At 57.8% G+C, this 23,989-nt stretch carries 17 protein-coding genes, 1 rRNA gene and 1 pseudogene; 13 read left to right on the top strand and 6 right to left on the bottom strand.

From position 1 onward, the window contains the following. The first annotated feature begins 261 nt into the window (after positions 1–261). The gene (locus tag GQ57_RS34795) at positions 262–693 is read left to right on the top strand and encodes a transcriptional regulator (RefSeq protein ID WP_031401528.1); all 432 of its coding nucleotides are present in this window, start codon (positions 262–264) and stop codon (positions 691–693) included. 94 nt (positions 694–787) lie between these two features. On the opposite strand, the gene yidC is transcribed toward GQ57_RS34795, so the two are convergent. From yidC to rpmH, 4 genes are all read right to left on the bottom strand, one after another. Further along, a complete protein-coding gene (gene yidC, locus GQ57_RS34790) occupies positions 788–2,452 on the bottom strand; it encodes a membrane protein insertase YidC (protein WP_031401529.1) in 1,665 nt (554 codons plus the stop codon). A gap of 8 nt (positions 2,453–2,460) precedes the next feature. Then, a complete protein-coding gene (gene yidD / locus GQ57_RS34785) occupies positions 2,461–2,727 on the bottom strand; it encodes a membrane protein insertion efficiency factor YidD (RefSeq protein ID WP_006750110.1) in 267 nt (88 codons plus the stop codon). Between the two features lie 75 nt (positions 2,728–2,802). Continuing rightward, positions 2,803–3,264: a ribonuclease P protein component gene (gene rnpA / locus GQ57_RS34780; protein ID WP_031401531.1), complete on the bottom strand. Its 462-nt coding sequence runs from the start codon at positions 3,262–3,264 to the stop codon at positions 2,803–2,805. Positions 3,265–3,279: 15 nt separating this feature from the next. Further along, positions 3,280–3,414 (bottom strand): 50S ribosomal protein L34, encoded by a 135-nt coding sequence (gene rpmH, locus GQ57_RS40835; protein WP_004198824.1) that lies wholly within the window; start codon positions 3,412–3,414, stop codon positions 3,280–3,282. 421 nt (positions 3,415–3,835) lie between these two features. Between rpmH and dnaA the strand changes: the two genes are divergently transcribed. The 10 genes and pseudogenes from dnaA to GQ57_RS40815 all read left to right on the top strand — a co-directional run bounded on the left by dnaA (position 3,836) and on the right by GQ57_RS40815 (position 20,351). Beyond that, entirely contained in the window at positions 3,836–5,404 is a 1,569-nt protein-coding gene (gene dnaA, locus GQ57_RS34775) for a chromosomal replication initiator protein DnaA (RefSeq protein ID WP_031401532.1), read from the top strand. 168 nt (positions 5,405–5,572) lie between these two features. Continuing rightward, entirely contained in the window at positions 5,573–6,679 is a 1,107-nt protein-coding gene (gene dnaN / locus GQ57_RS34770; protein ID WP_006756934.1) for a DNA polymerase III subunit beta, read from the top strand. Between the two features lie 192 nt (positions 6,680–6,871). Next, positions 6,872–9,346: a DNA topoisomerase (ATP-hydrolyzing) subunit B gene (gyrB, locus tag GQ57_RS34765; RefSeq protein ID WP_034200256.1), complete on the top strand. Its 2,475-nt coding sequence runs from the start codon at positions 6,872–6,874 to the stop codon at positions 9,344–9,346. A 500-nt stretch (positions 9,347–9,846) separates the two neighbouring features. Further along, the gene (locus GQ57_RS40830) at positions 9,847–12,555 is read left to right on the top strand and encodes a sigma-70 family RNA polymerase sigma factor (protein WP_081896844.1); all 2,709 of its coding nucleotides are present in this window, start codon (positions 9,847–9,849) and stop codon (positions 12,553–12,555) included. Next, positions 12,552–12,935 (top strand): annotated as a pseudogene (locus GQ57_RS44005) (ATP-binding protein); the annotation flags it as partial. The gene GQ57_RS40830 and the pseudogene GQ57_RS44005, both read left to right, overlap by 4 nt. Before the next feature lie 117 nt (positions 12,936–13,052). Further along, a complete protein-coding gene (locus GQ57_RS34755) occupies positions 13,053–14,042 on the top strand; it encodes an ATP-binding protein (protein WP_230952199.1) in 990 nt (329 codons plus the stop codon). A gap of 26 nt (positions 14,043–14,068) precedes the next feature. Further along, a complete protein-coding gene (locus GQ57_RS40825) occupies positions 14,069–16,939 on the top strand; it encodes a Z1 domain-containing protein (RefSeq protein ID WP_081896845.1) in 2,871 nt (956 codons plus the stop codon). Continuing rightward, positions 16,923–17,927, top strand: a complete 1,005-nt coding sequence (locus tag GQ57_RS40820; protein ID WP_081896843.1) for a PD-(D/E)XK motif protein — start codon at positions 16,923–16,925, stop codon at positions 17,925–17,927. The genes GQ57_RS40825 and GQ57_RS40820 overlap by 17 nt, the downstream gene beginning before the upstream one ends. Then, the gene (locus GQ57_RS34740) at positions 17,928–19,703 is read left to right on the top strand and encodes an AIPR family protein (protein WP_034200246.1); all 1,776 of its coding nucleotides are present in this window, start codon (positions 17,928–17,930) and stop codon (positions 19,701–19,703) included. It abuts the gene before it with no gap. Between the two features lie 150 nt (positions 19,704–19,853). After that, positions 19,854–20,351 carry a very short patch repair endonuclease gene (locus GQ57_RS40815; protein WP_081896842.1) on the top strand — a complete coding sequence of 166 codons (498 nt, stop codon included), beginning with the start codon at positions 19,854–19,856 and terminating at the stop codon, positions 20,349–20,351. Here the strand turns inward: GQ57_RS40815 and GQ57_RS40810 are convergent. Continuing rightward, the gene (locus GQ57_RS40810) at positions 20,312–21,877 is read right to left on the bottom strand and encodes a DNA cytosine methyltransferase (protein WP_081896841.1); all 1,566 of its coding nucleotides are present in this window, start codon (positions 21,875–21,877) and stop codon (positions 20,312–20,314) included. The two genes, GQ57_RS40815 and GQ57_RS40810, sit on opposite strands and share 40 nt — an antisense overlap. Before the next feature lie 581 nt (positions 21,878–22,458). Here GQ57_RS40810 and GQ57_RS42545 point away from each other — a divergent pair. Together GQ57_RS42545 and GQ57_RS34735 are read left to right on the top strand one after the other, a co-directional pair. After that, positions 22,459–23,184 (top strand): hypothetical protein, encoded by a 726-nt coding sequence (locus GQ57_RS42545; RefSeq protein WP_152603432.1) that lies wholly within the window; start codon positions 22,459–22,461, stop codon positions 23,182–23,184. Positions 23,185–23,325: 141 nt separating this feature from the next. Next, a complete protein-coding gene (locus tag GQ57_RS34735; protein WP_034200245.1) occupies positions 23,326–23,658 on the top strand; it encodes a hypothetical protein in 333 nt (110 codons plus the stop codon). 242 nt (positions 23,659–23,900) lie between these two features. Here the strand turns inward: GQ57_RS34735 and rrf are convergent. Further along, a 5S ribosomal RNA gene (rrf, locus tag GQ57_RS44495) occupies positions 23,901–23,989 on the bottom strand; the annotation flags it as partial.

Here is a 23,989-nt window from a genome sequence, read left to right as displayed (position 1 = left end):
GTAGCGTGCCGGCTCACACGCCATCGGCTGCCCGTCAGGATTCGGACTCGCCCGAATTTATCCCGCCGGGGATAAGCCGAGTATCATACCGGCGCCATGCCACCGCCTCCGTTTAGGACGAGTATGCCTTCCGGTGCGGCCCAACGCTGTGGCCCTCAATTTCGGTATTCGCTTACGCCAGGACCGGGATTCGTCTGAATGGGATACGTTTATCCTATATGGTTGTCTGAAACACGGCGGTGGAATTGCACAATCTCCCCCATGCCGACACCCGAAGAAAAAGCCGCGTTCTCGGAACGCCTGAAGTTCGCCCTGCGGCGCAGCCCGGAGAAGGTCACCGGCGCGACGGAGCTGGCGAACCGATTCAATCTGCGCCATCGCGGAACGCACCCCGTTTCGCCGCAGACCGCGCATAAATGGCTGACGGGCCGCACGATTCCGACGTCCGACAAACTCGAAACGCTCGCCGAGTGGCTGCGCGTCGAACTCCACTGGCTGCATTACGGCCCGTCGCCGAGCGTGATCGAACACCCGACGCCGCAACCGCTGCCGCGCGACGAACGCTACCCGCCGACGCCCGAGACGATCGAACTCGCGTCGAAGATCGAAGCGCTGTCGCCGCACCATCGCTACCTCGTGCAGGAACTGGTCGAGCAGTTCTACGGCGATTCGGGCGACGCGAAGAAGGGCTGAACCGGCGCCGCAAAAAGCAAAAAGCCGCATGGGCGAACCATGCGGCTTTTTTGTGCCTCGCGGGCGGACGGGCCGCCCGCGTGGGCCACGGGCGTCAGGCCGGCTTCTTCTTGGCCCCGCCGAGCTTGCGCGTGATGTAGTACTGCTGCGCGATCGACAGCACGTTGTTCACGACGTAGTACAGCACCAGGCCGGCCGGGAAGAAGAAGAACATGACCGAGAACGCGATCGGCATGAACTTCATCATCTTCGCCTGGACCGGGTCCGGCGGGGTCGGGTTCAGACTCGTCTGCACGTACATCGACACGGCCATCAGCACCGGGAGGATGAAGAACGGATCGCGTTGCGACAGGTCGTGAATCCACAGAATCCACGGCGCACCGCGCATTTCGACCGAAGCCAGCAGCACCCAGTACAGCGAGATGAACACCGGGATCTGGATCACGACCGGCAGACAGCCGCCGAACGGATTGACCTTCTCGGTCTTGTACAGCTCCATCAGCGCCGCGTTCATCTTCTGCGGATCGCTCTTGAAGCGTTCGCGCAGCGCCTGCATGCGCGGCGTGATTTCCTTCATGCGCGCCATCGACTTGTAGCTCGCGGCCGACAGCGGGAAGAACACCGCCTTGATCAGGATCGTGAGCAGCACGATCGACCAGCCCCAGTTGCCGATGTAGCTGTGGATCTTCTCGAGCAGCCAGAACAGCGGCTTCGCGATGATCGTCACCCAGCCGTAATCCTTCACGAGCTCCAGGCCCGGCGCGATGCCTTCGAGCATGCGCTCTTCTTCCGGACCGGCGAACAGGCGTGCCTGCACGTCGGCCGACTGGCCCGGCGCGATCGCGGCGACCGGCTGCTTCACGCCGACGCGATACAGCGTCGGATCGATCTTTTCAGCGTAGATGTCGCGCTTCACGCCCTGCTGCGGAATCCAGGCCGACGCGAAGTAGTGCTGCACCATCGCGACCCAGCCGTTGTCGGCGGAGGTCACGTAGTCGGCCTTGTTCTTGTCGAGGTCGCCGAAGTTGATCTTCTGGAAGTGCTTCGCGTCCGTGTAGACCGCCGGCCCGAGGAACGTATGCGAGAACATCGGCGTTTCGACGGCCGTGTTGTCGCGCACCAGTTCCATGTAGACCGTCGGCGAAACCGGCGCGGTGCCGACGTTGTCGATCTTCGTATCGACGCCGATCACGTAGCTGCCGCGCGTGAACGTGTAGGTCTTCACGACCTTCACGCCACCCTTCACCGGCGATTCGAACGACAGCTTCAGCGCGTTCTGGTCACCCGTCATCGACGTCGAGCCCGCGTTCAGCTGCGTGTAGACGTCGTTGTGGTTCGGGAAATCGCCGCCGAGCAGGCCCGTGCGCGCGAGATACGTGTGGCCGGCCGTGTGGTCGAACAGCGTGATGTACAGGTCGGGCTGCTTGCCGTCGCCCTGTTTCTTCAGCGTCAGCTTCGCCAGCGTGCCGCCGCGCGTGTCGATTTCGCCGTCGTACACGTCGGTCGAGAACTTCACGAGCTGCGCCTGCGCGGCCGGAGCCGTGGTCGACGGTGCGGCGCCGGCCGCGGCGGCAGGCACGTCACCTGCGTTCGTCGTCGCGCCCGTGCCCGATGCGCCGCCGGCCGCGGCCGCGGGGACCGTCTGCGTGGCGCTCGGGAAGAACATCGACGGGCGTCCATGGGACCGCTGCCAGTTGTCGTACAGCATGACAGCTGACATGAAGAAGATCACCCATAGGACGGTGCGTTTGATATCCATGCGTTGTCTCAGAGTCGATGGGACCGCGCGTCGGCTTCGCCGCGAGCGCGTGTGTCGGAGTTGGGCGGCGGGACGAGGTCGATGCCGCCCGCGGAAAACGGATGGCATCGGCACACGCGCCTGACGGCGAGATACGTGCCGCGCGCGGCGCCATGATACTGGATTGCCTCGCGCGCGTAATCCGAACAGGAAGGATAAAAACGGCAACGGTTGCCGAGCATCGGGCTCACGGCAACCTTGTAGAAGCGCAGCAAGGCGATCAGTACCGTTTCCATACCTTGGGCGGCGCCGTACGGCGCCGCGTCAAAACCGGCCGGGCAGGCGCGAACGCCGCGCCGGGCACGGATGCGTCACTCGGACGCGGGCTTCGACGCACGGCGGGCGATTTCCCGGACTGCCCTGTCGAGCAGTTCGCGGATCTCGGCCGCGCACATCGCCGCGAGCGGGGCGGAAGCCGCGCTCGGCAGCGCTTTCTTGTCGAAGCGCGTGTGCTGCCGCAGCAGCAGGTCGTAACCGGCGAACTCGGCCCGGCGCAAGCGAAACGCATCGCGCGCCAGCCGCTTCACGAGGTTACGCGTTACCGCACGCGGCGCATACTTCTTGCCGATGACCAGCCCCAGACGCGCGGGTTGACCGGTCGGCTTGCCGTAAATCACGAAGTGCGCGGAGCGCCGCCAAGGGCGCAAACGAAAAACGGATGAAAATTCATCCGTTTTCAGAAGTCGCGCAGCTTTCGGGAAGGCGGCTTTCGTCTGCGACGGATTCGCACCCGGCTCGACGGCACCTTCCGCAGGACTGCGGACGGCGGACACAGCGCGCAACCCGCCTTAGATGGCGAGGCGCTTGCGGCCCTTCGCGCGGCGAGCGTTGATGACCTTGCGGCCACCTGCCGTCTTCATACGGACACGGAAGCCATGGGTGCGCTTGCGGCGCGTCACGGACGGTTGGTAAGTACGTTTCATGATGTTCTCACTTGTTCGAGAATGTCGAAATTCAGGGGACCGCGTGCCCTTAACCGGAGGCATTCGGGCGAACGCAATCGCCAGGAATACAGGATTGGTTTTCGCGGAACCCGCTATTTAAACCGTTTTTCTCTTGACGGTCAATACTTTAGGAGTCGTCCACCTGTGCCGGCCCGCGCCGATCCGGCCCCGCGACTCACAGCCCCGGCCTGTGGATAACTCGCGCTGTGGCCGCGTTTGGCGGTAGAATCTCGCCTTATCTCCAAGAATCCCGCACGCCGCTTCGGCCCGCGCCTGCCCCTCCACGACTGTGACGCAGGCGTCCGAGGCACGCTCGCACGACCGCTTCGGGCCTTGTTGCGCCACCGCGACAAGGGCGCCGGCGAGCCGCGCTGTGCACGCAAAAAACGACAGTTACTTGATGAACGATTTCTGGCAACACTGTTCCGCACTGCTGGAGCGCGAGCTGACGCCCCAGCAGTACGTGACGTGGATCAAACCCTTGGCCCCGGTGGCCTTCGATGCGTCGGCGAACACGCTGTCCATCGCCGCGCCGAACCGCTTCAAGCTGGACTGGGTCAAGAGCCAGTTTTCGGGACGGATCTCCGATCTGGCCCGCGAATTCTGGAACACGCCGATCGAAGTCCAGTTCGTCCTCGATCCCAAGGCGGGCATGCGCGGCGCCGCAGCCGGCGCGGCGCCGGCCGCCCCGCGCGCGCCGCTGGCGCCGAGCGGCCCGGCCGCCCAGGTCGCCGCGATCGCCGCCAACCTGAGCGCGCAGGCTGCTGCAGCGCCGGCCGACGCGCCGATGACGCCGTCGGCGGCTGCCGCGCACCACCTGAACGCCGACGACGCCGACATCGACCTGCCCAGCCTGCCCGCGCACGAAGCGGCCGCCGGCCGCCGCACGTGGCGCCCGGGCCCCGGCGCCGCGCCCGCCGCCGGCGGTGAAGCCGATTCGATGTACGAACGCTCGAAGCTGAACCCTGTGCTCACGTTCGACAACTTCGTGACCGGCAAGGCCAACCAGCTCGCGCGCGCCGCCGCGATCCAGGTCGCCGACAACCCGGGCATCTCGTACAACCCGCTGTTCCTGTACGGCGGCGTCGGCCTCGGCAAGACCCACCTGATCCACGCGATCGGCAACCAGCTGCTGCTCGACAAGGCCGGCGCGCGGATCCGCTACATCCATGCGGAACAGTACGTGTCCGACGTGGTGAAGGCGTACCAGCGCAAGGCGTTCGACGATTTCAAGCGCTACTACCATTCGCTCGACCTGCTGCTGATCGACGATATCCAGTTCTTCTCCGGCAAGTCGCGCACGCAGGAGGAATTCTTCTACGCGTTCGAGGCGCTGGTCGCGAACAAGGCGCAGGTGATCATCACCAGCGATACGTACCCGAAGGAAATCTCGGGCATCGACGATCGCCTGATCTCGCGCTTCGACTCCGGCCTCACTGTCGCGATCGAGCCGCCCGAGCTGGAGATGCGCGTCGCGATCCTGATGCGCAAGGCGCAATCGGAATACGTGAACCTGTCGGAGGACGTCGCGTTCTTCGTCGCGAAGCACCTGCGCTCGAACGTGCGCGAACTCGAAGGCGCGCTGCGCAAGATCCTCGCGTATTCGAAGTTCCACGGCCGCGAGATCTCGATCGAGCTGACCAAGGAAGCGCTGAAGGACCTGCTGACCGTGCAGAACCGGCAGATTTCGGTCGAGAACATCCAGAAGACCGTCGCCGACTTCTACAACATCAAGGTCGCCGACATGTATTCGAAGAAGCGCCCCGCGAACATCGCGCGGCCGCGGCAGATCGCGATGTATCTCGCGAAGGAACTCACGCAGAAGAGCCTGCCGGAAATCGGCGAGCTGTTCGGCGGGCGCGACCACACCACCGTGCTGCACGCGGTGCGCAAGATCGCCGACGAACGCAGCAAGGACGCGCAGCTCAACCACGAGCTGCACGTGCTGGAACAGACGCTGAAGGGCTGAGCGCGCGGCGCGCTTGATAATTCGGCCTCCGCCCCAATTTAAGGGGGGCGGTTCGGTTTTGAGGCACAATACTGGTTTGACCGCCCCGGTGGTGGCGGGCCAAGAGCCCGGCCGGCGGGGCGCTGCGAGGCTGCTGCGCTGCAGGCCGTTACTCAACGAAGGAACTCTATGCAACTGGTCAAGACCGAACGAGACACCCTCCTCAGGCCGCTGCAAACGGTCAGCGGCATCGTCGAACGCCGCCATACGTTGCCGATCCTCGCCAACCTGCTGATCACCAAGAACGGCCCGGACGTTTCGTTCCTGTCGACCGACCTGGAGCTGCAGATCACCACGCGCGCCGATTTCGGCGTCGGCGGCGACCAGGTCGCGACCACCGTCGCGGCGCGCAAGCTGCTCGACATCCTGCGCGCGATGCCTGACGGCCAGGTCACGCTGTCGCTCGCCGACAAGCGCCTCACCGTTCAATCCGGCAAGAGCCGTTTCGCACTGCAGACGCTGGCGGCCGACGAGTTCCCGACCGTCGCGCAGGCGAAGGATTTCGGCGCAACCCTGACCGTCCCGCAGAAGTCGTTCCGCCAGCTGCTCGGCATGGTCCACTTCGCGATGGCGCAGCAGGACATCCGCTACTACCTGAACGGCATGCTGCTCGTCGTCGACGGCGACCAGCTGATGGCCGTGGCCACCGACGGCCACCGCCTCGCGTTCTCGTCGATGAAGCTCGAAGGCGGCACGTTCGGCCGCCAGGAAGTCATCGTGCCGCGCAAGACGATTCTCGAGCTGCAACGCCTGCTCGAAGACATCGACGACACCGTCACCATCGACATCGCGCAAACCCAGGCCAAGTTCACGTTCGGCCAGGTCGAGCTCGTGTCGAAACTCGTCGAGGGCAAGTTCCCCGACTTCCAGCGCGTGATCCCGAAGGCGCACAAGAACACGTTCGAGATCGGCCGTGAAGAACTGCAGCGTTCGCTGCAGCGCGCGGCAATCCTGACCTCGGACAAGTTCAAGGGCGTGCGCTGCATCATCGCGCCGGGCCAGCTGAAGATCATGTCGACCAACGCCGATCAGGAAGAGGCGCAGGAAGAACTGGAAATCGCCTACCAGGGCGATACCGTCGACATCGGCTTCAACGTCACGTATCTGCTCGACGTGCTCGCGAACCTGAAGGTCGACACCGTGCAGGTGAGCCTCGGCGACGCCAGCTCGAGCGCGCTGATTACCGTGCCCGAGAACGACGAGTTCAAGTATGTCGTGATGCCGATGCGCATCTGACGCGCACGACATCAAGACACACACCAGGGGGCGGCAAGCCCCTTTGGCGTTTTTATGGCGAACCGACAACCCGTCCCTTTGGTGCCCTAACGGCGCCTCGGACGGGCCAGGAAAACTGGAGCGGCCCGGCGTTTTCGCAAGAAAACGCATCGCGCCGCCGCTTGAGTGGCCTCGCAGAACCGGAAGATATCCATGAGTGAACAGCACAATACGCAACCCGATAACAGCAGCTACGGCGCCTCGTCGATCCAGATCCTCGAAGGTCTGGAAGCGGTGCGCAAGCGCCCCGGGATGTACATCGGCGACACGTCGGACGGCACCGGTCTGCATCACCTCGTGTTCGAGGTGCTCGACAACTCGATCGACGAAGCGTTGGCCGGGTACTGCAACGACATCCACGTGACGATTCACGCCGACAACTCGATTTCCGTGACCGACAACGGCCGCGGGATTCCGACCGACGTGAAGATGAACGACAAGCACGAGCCGAAGCGCAGTGCTGCGGAAATCGTGATGACCGAGCTGCACGCCGGCGGCAAGTTCGACCAGAACAGCTACAAGGTGTCCGGTGGTCTGCACGGCGTGGGTGTGTCGTGCGTGAACGCGCTGTCGAGCTGGCTGCGCCTTACGGTGCGCCGCGACGGCAAGAAGCGGTTCATGGAGTTCCATCGCGGTGTGGCGCAGGATCGCGTGCTCGAGATGGTCGATGGCGTGGAAGTGTCGCCGATGCTCGTGACCGGCGATACCGAGAACCGCGGCACCGAAGTGCACTTCATGGCCGATCCGACCATTTTCGGCACGGTCGAGTATCACTACGACATCCTCGCGAAGCGGATGCGTGAACTCTCGTTCCTGAACAACGGCGTGCGGATTCGTTTGACCGACCTGCGTTCGGGCAAGGAAGACGATTTCGCGTTCGCCGGCGGTGTGAAGGGCTTCGTCGAATACATCAACAAGACGAAGACCAACCTGCACCCGACGATTTTCTTCGCCAACGGCGAGAAGGACGGCGTGGGCGTCGAAGTCGCGATGCAGTGGAACGACAGCTACAACGAAAACGTGCTGTGCTTCACGAACAACATTCCGCAGCGCGACGGCGGCACGCACCTGACCGGCCTGCGGGCCGCGATGACGCGCGTCATCAACAAGTACATCACCGACAACGAAATCGCGAAGAAGGCGAAGGTCGAGACGACCGGCGACGACATGCGCGAAGGGCTGTCGTGCGTGCTTTCCGTGAAGGTGCCGGAACCGAAGTTCAGCTCGCAGACGAAGGACAAGCTGGTTTCTTCTGAGGTTCGCGCACCGGTTGAGGAAGTCGTCGCGAAGGCGCTGGAAGAGTTCCTGCTCGAAACGCCGATCGACGCGAAGATCATCTGCGGGAAGATTGTTGAAGCCGCGCGTGCGCGGGATGCTGCGCGGAAGGCGCGTGAGATGACGCGACGCAAGGGTGTGCTCGACGGCGTTGGTCTGCCGGGCAAGCTTGCGGACTGCCAGGAGAAAGACCCGGCTAAGTGCGAAATCTACATCGTCGAGGGTGACTCGGCAGGTGGGTCGGCGAAGCAAGGGCGTGATCGCAAGTTCCAGGCGATTTTGCCGCTGCGCGGCAAGGTGCTGAACGTCGAGAAGGCTCGCTACGACAAGCTGCTGTCGTCGGAACAGATCGTCACGCTCGTGACCGCGCTTGGGTGCGGCATCGGCAAGGAAGACTACAACCTCGACAAGCTGCGCTATCACCGCATCATCATCATGACCGACGCGGACGTGGACGGTGCGCACATCCGGACGCTGCTGCTCACGTTCCTCTATCGCCAGATGCCGGACATGATCGAGCGCGGGTACGTGTATATCGCGCAGCCGCCGCTTTACAAGATCAAGGCGGGCAAGGACGAGCGGTATCTGAAGGATGACGTGGAGCTCAACGCGCACATGCTGCGGTTGGCGCTGCAAGGGTCGGAGCTGGTGCCGGGTGAGAATGCGGCTGCGATTTCGGGTGATGCGCTTGGGGAGCTGGCGCGGTCGTATCTGCTGTCGAAGAGCGTGATCGAGCGGTTGAGCCGGTTGTATGACCCGGCTGCGCTGGAAGCGGTCATGGACGGCGTGGTGATCGATCTCTCCAACGAGGCTTCGACTGAGGCTTCGGCGAAGGCTCTTCATGCTGCGTTGCACGACGAGGCTTTGAAGAACGAAGTGCGTGTCGTGCCCTCGTATGACCCGGTTCGCGAACAGCGGTCGCTGCATGTCGAGCGTACGCATCACGGCAATGTGCGGGTTTCGGTCATCGACCAGGAATTCCAGCACACGGCGGATTATCAGCAGCTCGTGACCACCGCGAATACGTTCAAGGGGCTCATCGGGGAAGGTGCGGTCATCAAGCGCGGTGAGCGCAACATGGTCGTGGCGGACTTCAAGAGCGCGATGAAGTGGCTGCTGGCGGATGCGGAGCGGAACGTTTCGAAGCAGCGGTATAAGGGGCTCGGCGAGATGAACCCCGGGCAGCTGTGGGAAACGACGATGGATCCGGCCGTGCGGCGTCTGCTGCGTGTGCAGATCGAGGATGCGATTGCGGCGGATGGGATCTTTACTACCCTCATGGGGGATGATGTGGAGCCGCGGCGGGCGTTTATTGAGTCGAATGCGTTGCGGGCGGGGAATATTGACGTTTGAGGCAATCGGAAGCGACGCATCGCGACAGTTAGAGAAACTGACAAATGGCGCTGCAATTCGTAAGCACGGACCGCGTCACTGGTTTCAAGCCTAGCCAGCCAAACCCTTGTAGCTTCGAAAGGAGCTGCAAGGGTTTTTTATATAGCGCTCTTGTCGAATACCGCTAAAGTGTCATATCCAAAAAGCTCAGGAGACTCAATTTCCTGCAATTGCAATCAATACGATAGATCATGATGTCACAGAGTGTCTGACGACCACTAGGAACCGCGCTCGTGACCGACACTTCGACAAGCAATTCTTTTGCTTCGCTTACAATGTCGAATTTGGGGTCTGGGGCTCGAAAGTGACCGACGTACCAAAGTCGAATCCACGTTCCAGCAGCAGGCCGTCGCAGTAAGCATGATCTCAGATCGTCAGAGAGCGATGAACGAACAAAGCTTGGGGAATTCGCACGGAAAATCGCTCCGATCGCGTGCGCACATATTGGAGCGGAGCGGGTCATGACCAAGCCCGCACAGGACGCCGTACGGCCAATTGGACGGTTGTTCAAGATTGCCGTATCGGCAGGCGTCGAATCGGCCGTAAAATTGCACATAAGTCGAGGCGACAATCTTGAGTGTCGTGACGAGAAAGGCCTCACTCCGCTAATGATCGCCGCGTCGCGCAACCGGGCAGGTGTTTGCAGATTGCTTATAGCCGCTGGTGCCGATGTATTTGCAACCGATCACGCTGGCCGGAATGCACTTGCTATCGCTAGAGAATTTGGTGCCTCATCCGCCCTTGAGATCATAGCTGCGACTCTCGACCGCTTGGCGTCCAAGGAGAATCTCGCGGCAAAGGGTTCAACAACCGTAGACGACATCGATCCGTCAGCAATCGCCCTTCGAAACTTGACCACTGGTCACGATCCAGAGCCTCACGCGAATGCGGAAGGGGTGGCTACTGGCTCGTCGCCTGAACAGAAACACCACAAATATACTGACAACACAGAAAACTCAGCTGCAGAGCACTTTGAAGACACCTCTCTACAGAGCAATGTAGTCCCAGATGAGCAGAGCAAAGCGCTGAATCTGAGGGCGGAGGATCACCAACCAGCCATCGAACTGACGTTCGGGGATTGGGAAGCCGTTGTAATGACCGAGCCCCCTCAGGAAGATATGAAGGTGGTCACGGCAGAGGCTGAACGACAGCGGCATATCGACAGCCATATGCCAATCGATCACAGCGCTGGCTGGGATGACTTCGAGGCCTTTTTGCCGGAGCTTGCGAGTCCGCCACCTCGAGTCGGCGACCACGAATTTCGTCAATCGTTACGAAAGCTGCTGCTGCGAGCGCTGCGCGAGGGTAGCGTACCTCGACTGGCCATCGAGGACGCATTATTCATGCGAGAGGACGGCGAAGATCATAGCCACCGCGTCCAAGCAACGCTCGAACTTATCCTTGACGATCTTGGCGCAGATATTGACGAACGCCTCGAATTCTCATCGGAAATCCCTTGCGATAACTTTGAAGTCTTTGTCGACCCCGTGGAAACCGCCGCCGAAGAAGTGGAAGTCGACGGTGCCATCCTGCATTTCGAGGAATTACTGTCTGATGGCAATGATCCGCTTCGCATGTACTATCGCGCGATTGCCAAGCATTCGCTTCTAACAGCCGAGCAAGAGATCGAACTCGGTCGAAAGATGGAAGAGGCTGCCTCCAATGCTCTCGACGCCTTGGCAATCTGGCCACTTGGCCTGAAGCATTTTTTCAGCGAGATCAGTAAAGCAAATACAGGCGTATCCAGTTTGTCATCCATCGTAGTGTTGGCAAGCAGCAATGCTGAGGAGGCCGACTCAAACGCCGATAGCGATGAAAGCTTCGATATCGAATCAGATTTCGACATCGACCAAGGTGACGACGGCGCGCTAACGAGTATTGAAGGAACGACACCTGTTATCGACGACGTACTTGAAGTCTTCTCCAATATTCGGGCGCTCGTTACGGAGTCCCCACGTAGAGAGGTTGCCGAGGAGATTCGGTCCGAACTCGGGCGGATACGATTCAGGCGCCCCTTCCTGATCGGCCTGGACAAAGTGGCACTTGTCGACCGTCACCCTTCTGCCACTGCCTATCGAAGTTCCATCGCGCAGCTAGTCCACTGTCGGAACCAAATGGCACAAGCCAACGTACGCTTGGTCATGGACTTGGCTCGTCGCAGGCGACATTCCGGGCTCTCGTTAGAAGATCTCATCCAAGAAGGAAACCTTGGCCTGCTCAAGGCAATTGACCGCTTTGATTGGCGCCGAGGGTTCCGATTTTCGACAATGGCGACGTGGTGGATCAAGCAACAGCTCGGTCGCGGGATATGCGACACCGCCCTAACAATCCGACTTCCAGTACACGTCCACGAAAAAGTGTCTCGTAGCAGTTGGGAAATCGAAAGGCAAGAACGCATGCACGGAAAATCTGCCTCGTTGGCCGAAAAAGCGGCCATCTGCAACATGCCACTCGATAAGTACGAGCTGGTTGCGCGCGCACTTTCCGACCCATTGTCGATTGTCGACGCGAAACAGGAAGGCTGGTTCAAGTCCGAAGATGTCGATGAGCCGTTTACCAGTCTTGCTGCATCCGAAGAGGCACGATTGGTTGATAACTTGTTAGCCAAACTGAAACCGAATGAGGCCGAGGTACTACGCTTGCGTTTCGGCATTCAAGTCAACGAGCATAAAACTCTAGAGCAGGTCGGAGAGATCTTCGGAGTGACGCGCGAGCGTATTCGTCAGATTGAAGCGAAGGCGATGCGCAAGCTTTTGTCCGCCCCCTACTACGATCCGATCGCGAAGGCTCTCGGTCGAGCACCACTGCGACATCAGACGGCACCTGCCGAAGAGGACATCTCAATCGGAGACGATACTACCCGAACAAACACTACATCAGCTCATTCAAGCCTATCTGAAACACAAGAGAGCAGCGATGTATCGTGTCCAGTCGCTGTAACATCAGCACCGATCTCCAATTCAGTCCCCAATACGGTACCTAAATCTCTGCAGAGACTGATCGACCTGGCTCACCAGCTTGGCGTATCAGTTACACGAGATCCGTCCGGATCAGGTACGGATTTCGTATTCGGTGAGATCGAACAACAGAACATCAAGGCTCGCAAGCTAATCCGGGATTTGATTGAAATGGGCTACACCTGGCAACCTGGGAAAGGCTATCGACAATGACCAGTATACGAAACGCGCCGCCACGAGCAGGCGCCATGCTAGAAGCCTTACGGGGCATGGGTTATTCCACGGGCGCCGCAATTGCAGACATCGTTGACAACAGTGTCGCTGCAGGAGCTACCTGCGTAGACATTGAGTTCTTGTGGAACGGTACCGCCAGTCGCGTGGCCATACTCGATGACGGTCGCGGAATGGACGACGCTGAACTTGAGAGCGCAATGACACTTGGGGACAAAAGTCCTCTCGACTCGCGAGATCCTGACGACCTCGGGCGGTTTGGTATGGGACTCAAGACAGCTTCTTTCTCCCAGTGCCGCAGGCTGACTGTCGCAAGTGCAAAGAATGGCTCCCACACTTGTCTTAGGTGGGACCTCGATGAACTCGCACTAAAGCCGGAAATCGGATGGGCCTTGCTAGAAGGGCCTGCTCCAGGATCCGATGCTTTCATTGCGAAAATACTCGATCGTTCTCACGGTTGCCTAGTCCTCTGGGAGACGATGGACCGGATCGTAACGAAGGCGTTTTCGCCGGATCACTTTCTTGATCTGCTTGACGAAGTCGAGCAGCACTTGGCCATGGTTTTTCACCGACTCATCGAGGGAGTACACCCAAAGCTACGACTGACAATCAACTCGCGCCCAGTCATCGCTTGGGATCCGTTCATGTCCGGGCATTCTGCAAAGCCATGGGAATCGCCAGTCGCAAAAATGCAGACAGACGCAGGCGTGATCACTGTGCAATGCCACGTACTGCCTCACAAGGATAGGCTCGGGTCCGACGAGTTCGAACGCGACGGCGGCCCCGCAGGCTGGAGCGCGCAGCAGGGATTCTATGTGTATAGAAACGAACGACTTCTTGCTGCTGGGGGCTGGCTAGGACTCGGGCAAGGCCGAGCTTGGAATCGAGAGGAAGCCTATCGTTTGGCGCGTATACGACTGGATATACCCAATACTGCTGACGCAGCTTGGAAGATTGATATCCGAAAATCAACAGCGCGGCCGCCTGTGTCATTGCGACCTTGGCTCACCAAGCTCGCAGAGGATACGCGAGAAAGAGCACGACGAGTTTTTGCCTTCCGGGCGGCCCCGCAAACTCGGTCTGGTTCTCCATCGATCGACCTTGCCTGGAGGGCCGAGCACACCAAGGCCGGCGTGAAATACCGCATCGATGAGAAGCACCCCGCGGTCGCTGCCGTACTTGACACATGTGACGAGAATTTGGAACTCGTGCGAGCAATGCTTCGTGTAATCGAAGAGACGGTACCTGTCCAACGCATCTGGCTCGACACGGCCGAGGCAAAAGACACCCCTCGCAGCGGCTTTTCCGGTGAATCCAGCGCAGAGGTGCTAAGTGTCTTGTCCGTTTTATTCAGAGACATGGTCCTCCGAAAGAACATGAGTGAGGAGCTCGCTCGAGCGGCTTTGGCTACTACCGAACCCTTCCAGGAATACGCATCTCTAGTCGCGACCTTGCAACTTCAAAACTGAAAGAACGTGCTGACAACGGGGAAATGATGAGCACTTCCGAATCCATTCAGACAAAGATAATCTCGATCGCTCAGATCCTGCTGCGCGACGCGTCGGAAGAAACAACGCGATCGCCCAGCGCAATTGCCGAAAACGTGCGAATAGCGTCCACGATGATGAAGGCTTCGCCCGGCGACTATGACGAAGGAGCTGCGGTCGCCGAACTCATCCGCCGGTTCAGCCACTGGGTACCCAACGACTCGGCGTTGACCGATCCGACCGGCCACGAGGACTGGTTCCAGCCATCAATGAAGAAAGACTGGCGTTACTGGCAGCGCCTGCAGCGTTACTTGGAGCGCTCCCTCGCGGTGAATGTCGTCGAGGCACTCGACCGCTCAACTGATGGAATCATGGCGCAACTCGAAGATCCCCAGCGAGACGCGCCATGGGATCGCCGCGGATTGGTCGTGGGTCATGTTCAATCCGGCAAGACCAGTAGCTATTCGGCTCTCATCTGTAAGGCGGCGGATGCAGGCTACAAAATCATCGTTGTCCTCGCAGGCATGCACAACAACCTGCGATCCCAAACACAGATGCGTCTTGAGGAAGCGTTCTTAGGATATGAGACCGCGCCGAATCGCGACCCAGGTAACCCTATCGGCGTCTTCTTTGAAGACCGGGACCCGAATATTCATCCAAATTGCGCCACTTCGCGCGATGAGAAGGGCGACTTTAACGGGGCAGCAGCAAGGAAATTTTCCGTCTCCCCGGAACAGCGGCCTTGGCTATTCGTTGTCAAGAAGAACAAGTCGGTGCTTGAGAAGTTGCTCAAATGGATGCGTAGCAACCATGTCGCAAATGCAACCGACCCGAAAACTGGGCGACGAGTTTCGACAAATCTCCCATTGCTCGTAATCGATGACGAAGCTGATAACGCTTCTATCGATACGGGGGAGCAAGAGTTCGACGAGAACGGTACTCCGGATCCGGAGCATGAACCGAAAGCGATCAATAGCCTCATCCGACAGATACTTGATACCTTCGCTAAATCCGCATACGTCGGATATACGGCCACACCGTTCGCTAACGTATTCATCCACCGCCGAGGTAAAACGAACGACGAAGGCGAGGATCTCTTTCCTCGCTCGTTTATTCGCAACCTAGCTGCGCCATCGAATTACGTGGGACCTACCCGCGTTTTCGGTATAACTGGCCCCGATGGCATGCGAACTGGAGAACTTCCATTGGTACATGAGTTCGATGATCATGCGGATACCGGTGGCGGCGGATGGATGCCTAGAAAACACAATAAAGACCATATACCAATGCATGGTGGCCTGGACACCTTGCCACCATCACTGCGCGAGGCGATCTACTCATTCCTGCTCGCATGCGCGGCTCGCGCTTGTCGTGGCCAGAAGACGAAGCATTGTTCGATGCTGGTCCATGTTACCCGACTCACGCTCGTGCAAAATCAGGTTCGACGGCAGATTGATGAATTTGTAAAACGAATCTCACAGCGCCTGGCGCGCAAAATCGATGCTGACGGACTTCTTGCTGAGCTTCATGATCTCTGGGAATCCGACTTCGTTTCAACCCATGACTCGATCCAAGAAGCACTGACGGATGGCGACCGACCAGCGGCACTCCCCTCGTGGGATGAAATCGCCTCAGCTCTTCCTGATGCCGCCGCCGATATCGTCGTCAAAACGATTAATGGCTCTGCCAAGGATGCGCTTGACTATGTCGAAAAGGAAACCACTGGCCTAAAGGTAATTGCCATTGGAGGAGACAAACTCGCACGCGGTCTGACGCTGGAAGGTCTAACGACCAGCTACTTCGTTCGAACGACGAAAATGTACGATACGCTAATGCAGATGGGCCGCTGGTTCGGATATCGGCCGGGCTATCTCGATCTTTGCCGACTATATACAACCAGCGATCTGATTCAGAGCTTTGGCTTGATCGCCGATGCGGCCGAGGAGCTGCGTCAGGAGTTTGACGCAATGGTAGCCGTGGGCGCCACTCCGGACAAATATGGTCTCAAGGTAGCATCGCATCCCAGCCTGCTAGTAACATCGCCGATGAAAATGAGAACTGCGCAGACAGTACGGCTCTCATATAGTGGGTCTCTCACGCAAACCATTGCATTCCCTGCAAGCCCGGAATCACTGCAGGGCAACCTCGATGCAGCCGACCGCCTTATCGCGAGTATGGGATCCCCCACTGAATCGAAGCTAAAGCAAGAGCGCCCAGACAAGCCAGATGATTGGTCAAACTCCTTGTTATGGAGAGACGTCTCCTCTGACAAGATCAAGGCATTCCTGCGGGCTTATTCGACGGCGCCTGGCATTGAGCGCGCTAATGGAGCAGTAATGGCGGAATTTGTCGACGAGATGAACAAGAAGTGCGAGCTGAATCTCTGGACAGTAGCGCTCGTTGCCGAGGGCAAAGACAACGAAGGGGTTGGGCCGTCTCACACCTTTGCTAAACGCTTCACGGTGACAGCCATGCCGACGCGCTCAAAAAAGGGGAATGCCAAAGGTTATTCGATTGGCGTGCTGACCGAATCACACGATGAAGGAATCGACGTTGGAATTGATGAGTGGAATGCTGCTCTCGACGCTACCATCGATACTTGGAAGAGAGACGGAAGCAAGGGGCGACCTGAACCGTTGCGCCCGAGTGGACGCTCGCTACGTGATCTTCGAGCTGCCAATCGACATGGTGCAAACCATCGCGGGCTGCTGCTGCTTTACCCGCTTTCACCTGTCAGTCGCGAAGTGCAGAACATAAATGGATGGGACAAACCGATCTTGGGATTTGCGGCGAGCTTCCCCTCAAGTGACCAGGAGGTGTCGGTCGAATACAAGGTCGACCACTTGCTGTGGGAGGAGCAATATGGCTCCGCAGAGTAATCAGCTTACGCTCGCGTGGAGTTCGCTAGCGGTATCTGACGACACTACCGACGGTTGGCGCAGCATCGAGATATCACCAGTTGGGTCCGTATTGGTCCGAGCCGGTCGCCGCTTCCCCATTGGAACCGAGGCGATCCTTGTGCAGTTTTCCACGTCCTCGCTTCCGGTGACAGTCAAGCTGCCGGAAGGCGGTGGCTTCCTCGTCGAACGCACGTCGTTTATCGACGATGTCACCTGGATTGCTCTGACGCGGCGTCAGGCCGCCAGTCCAGAGTTGTTTGCAGCCATGGCAAGCGATATAGCAACAGCCCTTTCCGCTTGTCCAGCTTCCGACGAAGCCAAGTCACTCGCGACGCTTCTGGGCAGGGTGCGTGCGTGGCAGGAATTCATGCGCAGAGGTGGTGAACCCCTATCCGCCGAAGCCGAACTTGGCCTCTTTGGCGAACTTTCGCTATTGCGCGCGATGTTTGATGAAGGCGTCGACCCTACCATGGCTTGCGACGCATGGCGCGGCCCGCTTGGTGGTCTGCGCGATTTCGAGCTCGGCACTGGCGCTGTCGAAGTCAAGAGCACGCTATCGTCAACAGGGTTTCGCGCACGGGTAGGGAGTCTTGAGCAACTGGACGATACCGAGCGCCAACCGCTCTTCGTCGCAGCCGTAAGACTTCGCCAGACGCAAAGTGGTCGTACTCTGCCAGAGGCAGTAGAGACGGCGCGAGATATCATTGCAGGAGATTCCGTTGCCGAACGATTGCTTTCGGAGCGGATCATTGCATCCGGTTACCGCGACGAGCACGCCGACAGCTATGTTCGTAAATTCGAAGTTGCCGAAACTCGAGTCCTGCTCGTTGGACCAGGATTTCCGCGCTTGACACCACATTTAATGCCTGACGGCGTGGTGTGCGCTTCATATGAAATCGACATCGACAAAGCGAGCGCGGAGGTGTTTGACTTACACCGTGCGCTTGTAGAAATGAAGGGAATCTGAATGGAACTTATCGACTTCTTGCACGAAACACAGTCTGAAGTGCGTGCTCAAATCGAGGGCGATCAGCCATTTCCGGAGAGCGCCTTCACCGAAATCGTGATGCAGCACATGGCCGATATCGGAATGACTGACGAACCGCAATCGACGCACTTTTCCCGAAAGGTAGGCAACGCGAATGTACGTCTGAGCGGCTACTCGATTTCCGACGAACAGGAACAGCTCGATCTGTTCGTGAGTCTTTATGAGGGAGTCGACGAAATCACGTCTGTCCCGGACTCGGAAACCAAGACAGCTGTAGAGCAATGCCTCAGATTCCTCCAACTCTGCGCTGAAGGTAAGCTCGCCAGTAGGCTTGATCAATCAGACGAGATTCGTATTCTGGCCGAGTTGATTCGGGGCCTTTATGATGAGCTGGAGCAGATCCGTATCTACGTCCTGACAGATCGAGTCGCGAGAACTCTGCAGTTCAAGCCGCGAGAGATCGGCGGCAAAACCGTGCACCTGGAAGTCATGGATATTGCACGGTTGCATCGTCACTGGTCCGAAGGCAAACCGCGCGATGAACTCATCGTCGACTTCAACGACGTTTGCGGCAGTCCACTACCATGCGTCTTCGTACCCGGAAACGGCGAGGACTACGATTATGCCTTGACCGCTGTACCCGGAGAAGCACTGCGTCTCCTCTATGAAAAGTATGGGGCACGACTTCTCGAGGCCAACGTACGTTCATTCCTCAGCGTAAAGGCAAAGGGTGTCAATGCCGGCATTCAGAATACACTGAGGACAACACCGAGTCGGTTCATGGCATACAACAATGGGATTGTCGTTGTTGCCGACGAAATGAGAGTTGGCGACGCGGGCGGCGGCACCGCTGGCATTGCTTGGCTCAAAGGCCTCCAAGTAGTCAACGGCGGTCAGACAACCGCCTCGATCTATTTTGCCAAACGCAAGTACCCCGACACGGATCTTTCCCGTGTGCGAGTTCCGGCAAAAATCATCGTCATGAAAACGCAAGATGCCGTGAAAGAGGAAGCACTGGTCGCGGACATCTCTCGATTCGCGAACAGTCAGAACGCAGTAAAGCAATCCGACCTGTCTGCAAACAAGCCATTCCATGTCCAGGTCGAACGCCTATCGCTGAGCGTTTATTGCCCTGACGGTCGCAGTCGATGGTTCTATGAACGCGCCGCTGGCAGTTACAGCACCATGCTAGTTCGCGAGGGAACAACTGCCGCAAAACTGCGTGATCTCAAGGAGACAATGCCGCCGGCACGGCGCATTACGAAAACCGATTTGGCCAAATACCTAAACGCATGGGACAAGCGGCCGGACATCGTAAGCCGCGGCTCACAGAAGAACTTCGAACAGTTCATGGCCAGTTTGTCTGGGGCAGAAGGGTCTGAAACACCTTTGCCGGATGTCCCCGAATACAAGCAAATGATTGCAAAGGCGAAGCTGTTCAGGGACACGCAGAAGATGATGCGATCGATGTTTCCTGCATTTCAGGCCAATATTGCAGCCTATACGTTCTCGCTATTGGCCGATCGACTCGGCGACCGCATTGATCTTGATCGCGTTTGGGCAGCACAGGGGGGATCAAAGCAGTTGATGGATCAGATCGCTCGCTGGGCGCGAGAAGTGGATCAAGTTCTGAATCGCACGGCAAGTGGAAAAATGGTTTCGGAATGGGCAAAAAGACCGGAGTGCAAAGACGCTGTTTTCTCCGCGACCTATTCAACGCCCGACGAGTCGATTCCGGAATTCAAGAAAAATTAGTCGACAGTTCACGCTAGGCCTGACCAGCGAGACGAGAAAATCCCGCTGGTCGAGGCAGAATAATCTGCTGACCGAGCTACGAAGCCGATGTTCCAGAAAATCGCCTGAGCCGAAGGCCTCCTCGATGCACACCAACCAAGGAGCAATGGCATGATCGACATTGTCGATCCGACGAAACGCAGCCAGATGATGTCGCGGATACGAGGGAGAAACACCAAGCCTGAGCTGGTGGTTCGCCGAGTGCTGCATGCGGCTGGATTCCGTTACCGACTTCATCGACGAGATCTGCCAGGCACCCCCGATCTTGTACTCCCCAAACATCGTACCGCGATCATGGTTCATGGCTGCTTTTGGCACGTTCACAAGGGGTGCAGATTTGCCACTACTCCGGCCTCGAACAGCGAATTCTGGCATGAGAAGCTCACAAGAAATCGAGAGAGGGATCGTCAACAGGTGGAGGCCCTGCAATCCCTGGGATGGCGTGTATTGGTCGTGTGGGAATGCTCAACGAAAAGCAGTGAACTCCGAGATCGACTTCAACTGGAATTGATCCAATGGCTTAACGGTAACGAGGAGTTCGGAGAACTCCCCGCCGCTCCGTCCGATCCTCAGCCGAGCTCGAAAAGATCCCGTGCCGACCGCGACTGAACAGTTGCTCGCTTGGGTAGTTGCAAGAAGTTTGCAACCGACTCGCCCAGTTGTTTCGCCAGAAATGGTGGTACCGCATTTCCGACCTGGTGATATTGCTGCGTACGAGTTCCTTCAAAAAAATAATTATCCGGAAATGTTTGAAGGCGTGCAGCCTCTCGGACCGTGAGGCTACGACACTGGGAAGGATCGTAGTGAATATAGTAGTGTCCATCTTTTGATATATGCGATACGATCGTAGTTGAGGGTGTACCGGAAATTTGCACTCTGAATCGGTCGTCGAACGGCACGTTCTCACCGTCCACGTTGCGATGGTTAGGTAATAGTCCGGGTGGGAACATACTCAGTTTCGGAGAGTATTGATACTCCTTGGCATAGCACGAAGCAAACAGGTATCGATGCAGATCGGAAACCATATGACCACGTGATTCGTGCTGGCAAACACCTCCGATACGATCATCATGTATCCACGAAGCAAAGTTATCCGCAAGACCGCGCGGCGCTTTCATGTCTCGTCGGATAAATCTGCCGCCAACATTGTTGATGCGTTGCGCCTGATTTACCGCGTCCGCCATCAGACTCTCGATGTTCGTGCGGACGGGGGATCTCCACCCTTTGAGAGCCGATTTTGCAGTCTTCAGCGCCTGAAGCCAAGCTTCTGCAGAGTCTAACTCCTTCGACAGTTTGCTACGCAACGTTGGGAGGCCAGCAAGAACATCGCGCACACTTACCCGACCCTGAGAACCATCAAGCAATTCGTGCAGCTGCCCCGCCCGATCGGAACGAACGCCGAGCAAAATCACACGATGTCGCATCTGAGGAACTCCAAAATCCTCAGCTCTGATGACGTATTCCTCCGGAGCCAGCCCCCCCGGACGCGACGCAGTCACGAATGAACGAATGTCGTAATGGACTCCAGGAGTCGGCTCAGAAAGGTCGTCGAAAATGCGCTCAAAGATACGCTGACCATTGTGCGTGGACGTGAGCATTCCTTTCACGTTTTCCATTACAAATACTGCCGGCTGAAAATCGCGAATGATCCGTAGATACTCTCTGTAAAGGAAGTGCTTTGGGTCGCTCTCGAACTCCGGATCAACGTTTCGACGACGAGATCTTCCCGCGAGCGAGTATGCCTGACAGGGCGGGCCACCGATGAGTACCCAGTCATCATGTCCATCGATCGCCGTTCTGATCAGCGAGTCTATCTCATCCTCGGGGGTCATGCCCAGCTCGAGGCAGTGTGCTTCTTGCGTAGCTAACTCGAGTGCACGCGCAACAACTTGATCGTTGAAGAGAGTTGTCCGATCAATGTCGCCTCGGATGTAATCGTAATAAGCATCCGGAACATGATCGCGCGCCAAAACACGGAACAATGCCCTCAGTGTCAGCGTTTGATGTGCTACGGCGTCCTTTTCGATCGAGACCCGAATGTCGAACACGCGATTCCCGTCCACATCGTGTACAGCGGAAAAACCCTCACCCAGACCGCCTGGGCCTGCGAACAGATCTACAACGGGAATAGTCATTTTTCTTGCCGAAATTGAATCCTGAAGTGTGCCGAAACTTTACCAGGTACGCGCCGAAGAGTCTCCTGTTTATTGACGCTTGTTGTGGGCATGGCGGAGGTACCCGGGATTTCGCGTGCGGTCAGACTTCAACCTCTGACCCATGTGTCAAATGGCGTCGGGTAACGCGGCACGAACCGGGGCATCACGGTTAACAATCACACCAAGAGGAGGTTCTGTTGGCACGACGTTGGCAAAGCCAAGTGGATCTGCCTGAGCGCGTTCTCATCCAACACGAAGCCATCGTGTCCCTTGGTGATTCTCCAGATCTGCGGACGCATAGACTCGGTGACATTCGTAGTTTTTATGAGATAGTCGATGCCACGCGACAAGTGGTTCGAGCACCGGGCGAGCCCCCCGGCTCAAAGTCACTGGATAGTGCTTCTAGCACGCTGGTTGTTGTTATATGTCGAGCCACGAGCTTGTGTTAGTAGTTGGCCGCCCTTTTCCCCTGCTGAGTATCCGAAATCTTGCGCCCGGCCGGTTTTAAAAAACGACTGCCTTGAACGCCCGCCGCGTTAAACTTGCCTGCTGAGCTATTCATGGCTATGCAGAGCCATGTGGACTGCCTGCTGGGTGGAAGTTCGGACCAAGTGACTCACTCACTGCAAACACGACAACATCGGATCGCAAGAAGGCCAACATACCTCTACGACAACAACCATATGACAACGTTAGCTCAGCATCTTACAGATCCCGCTATCTCAAGCTTAGCAACTGCAGCTTCAGCTTGGTTAATAGCACACCTTCAAATGCGATGGAAGGAAAGAACTAAATTAAAAAATCTTGAGCAAGCAAAATTTGATCAGCTGGCGTCCTTTTTATCAACTGATATTACAAAGCGAAGCCGTCTTATTGTTGAACAGCAATTTCGTGCCGTCTTCGGGTTCGTGTACGAGTACCGGGAAATATTATCGATACTCAACTCACGATCCCCACTAACAGTTTTATCCATGATGAAGACGGTTCGTCACCTCATCGAATTTGACGAATCATCGAATAGATTTATATTTCGATCATCCTATGCTACCGAGCGCAAGCGAAAATCGAAGCAACTTATATTTTTCGTGATATATGCGGTTTCTGTCTACGCGGCTCTTGGGCCATGGTACATCTTCCAGCATCAAAATTTTTCATGGTCAACAGCGGGCCTCTTACTTCTTCCCACAATTTTTTTTGGATTTATTGCGCTAACCACCCTCGACATATCAACTGATATATCGGCGACGAAGCGCTTCATGTCCGCAGCAGAACCCGCAATCAGGTAGACCGCGGTGCCATTCGGCCAGCTCCCTCAACGGACGCTGGCCTTCTAAACTGAATCTGCATCACTGCAAAAAGCGCGGGCCGCATGGGCTGCCACCCATACGACCCGCTGACCACAACCAACTCAGTACAGGAGTCGGAAGATGGCTAACGCCTATAGTAAGTCACGTCCCAAGAAGCTCAAACCGCATCCAACGGTTGAGCTGCCCCTCGGCACCAAGCCTGACCTTCCCCAGGATGGCCAACCGTACATGCCATGGATGCGCGCCATCGACGCGCATTTCGAGATGTTCGGATTCAAGCCGGGTGATCGCGTCTATCTTCGGTTCAACTTTGATTCCCGAAGGGTCATCATCACGCCCGACTACAACGCGCTGAACTGGCGAGAGCAGCCCTATGGGGCAGCTGCCCAAGAAGAGGAAGATGAGCTGGAACACGCAGCGCTGGCCCCTTTGCGCAGCTCTACTGTCTGGTGATGGCTCGGCGTGAAGCACTTCGGCGCACGCCTTGACGAAAATGGTCCGCGGTGGCGCTGCAAGTAACTTCAACAACCGTCACAACAGACGAAAAGTTGCGCTCCGCTCTCTCGCATTCGACGGCATCGCAAGCATCAATGCATGCAGCACGACAAGCATCCATGCCGAGTACTCCGCACTCATTTCCACCGCCGAAATGCAAAAACCCCCGCCTTGTCGGGCGGGGGTTCTTGGCTTAGGGAGCCTGACGATTACCTACTTTCACACGGGAATCCGCACTATCATCGGCGTAGAGTCGTTTCACGGTCCTGTTCGGGATGGGAAGGGGTGG

The organism is Burkholderia sp. MSh2, assembly GCF_000731655.1.
GTDB lineage: Bacteria > Pseudomonadota > Gammaproteobacteria > Burkholderiales > Burkholderiaceae > Burkholderia > Burkholderia paludis.
The sequence above is the reverse complement of the archived record's forward strand: the minus strand, read 5'-3'. Positions and strand labels throughout refer to the sequence as shown.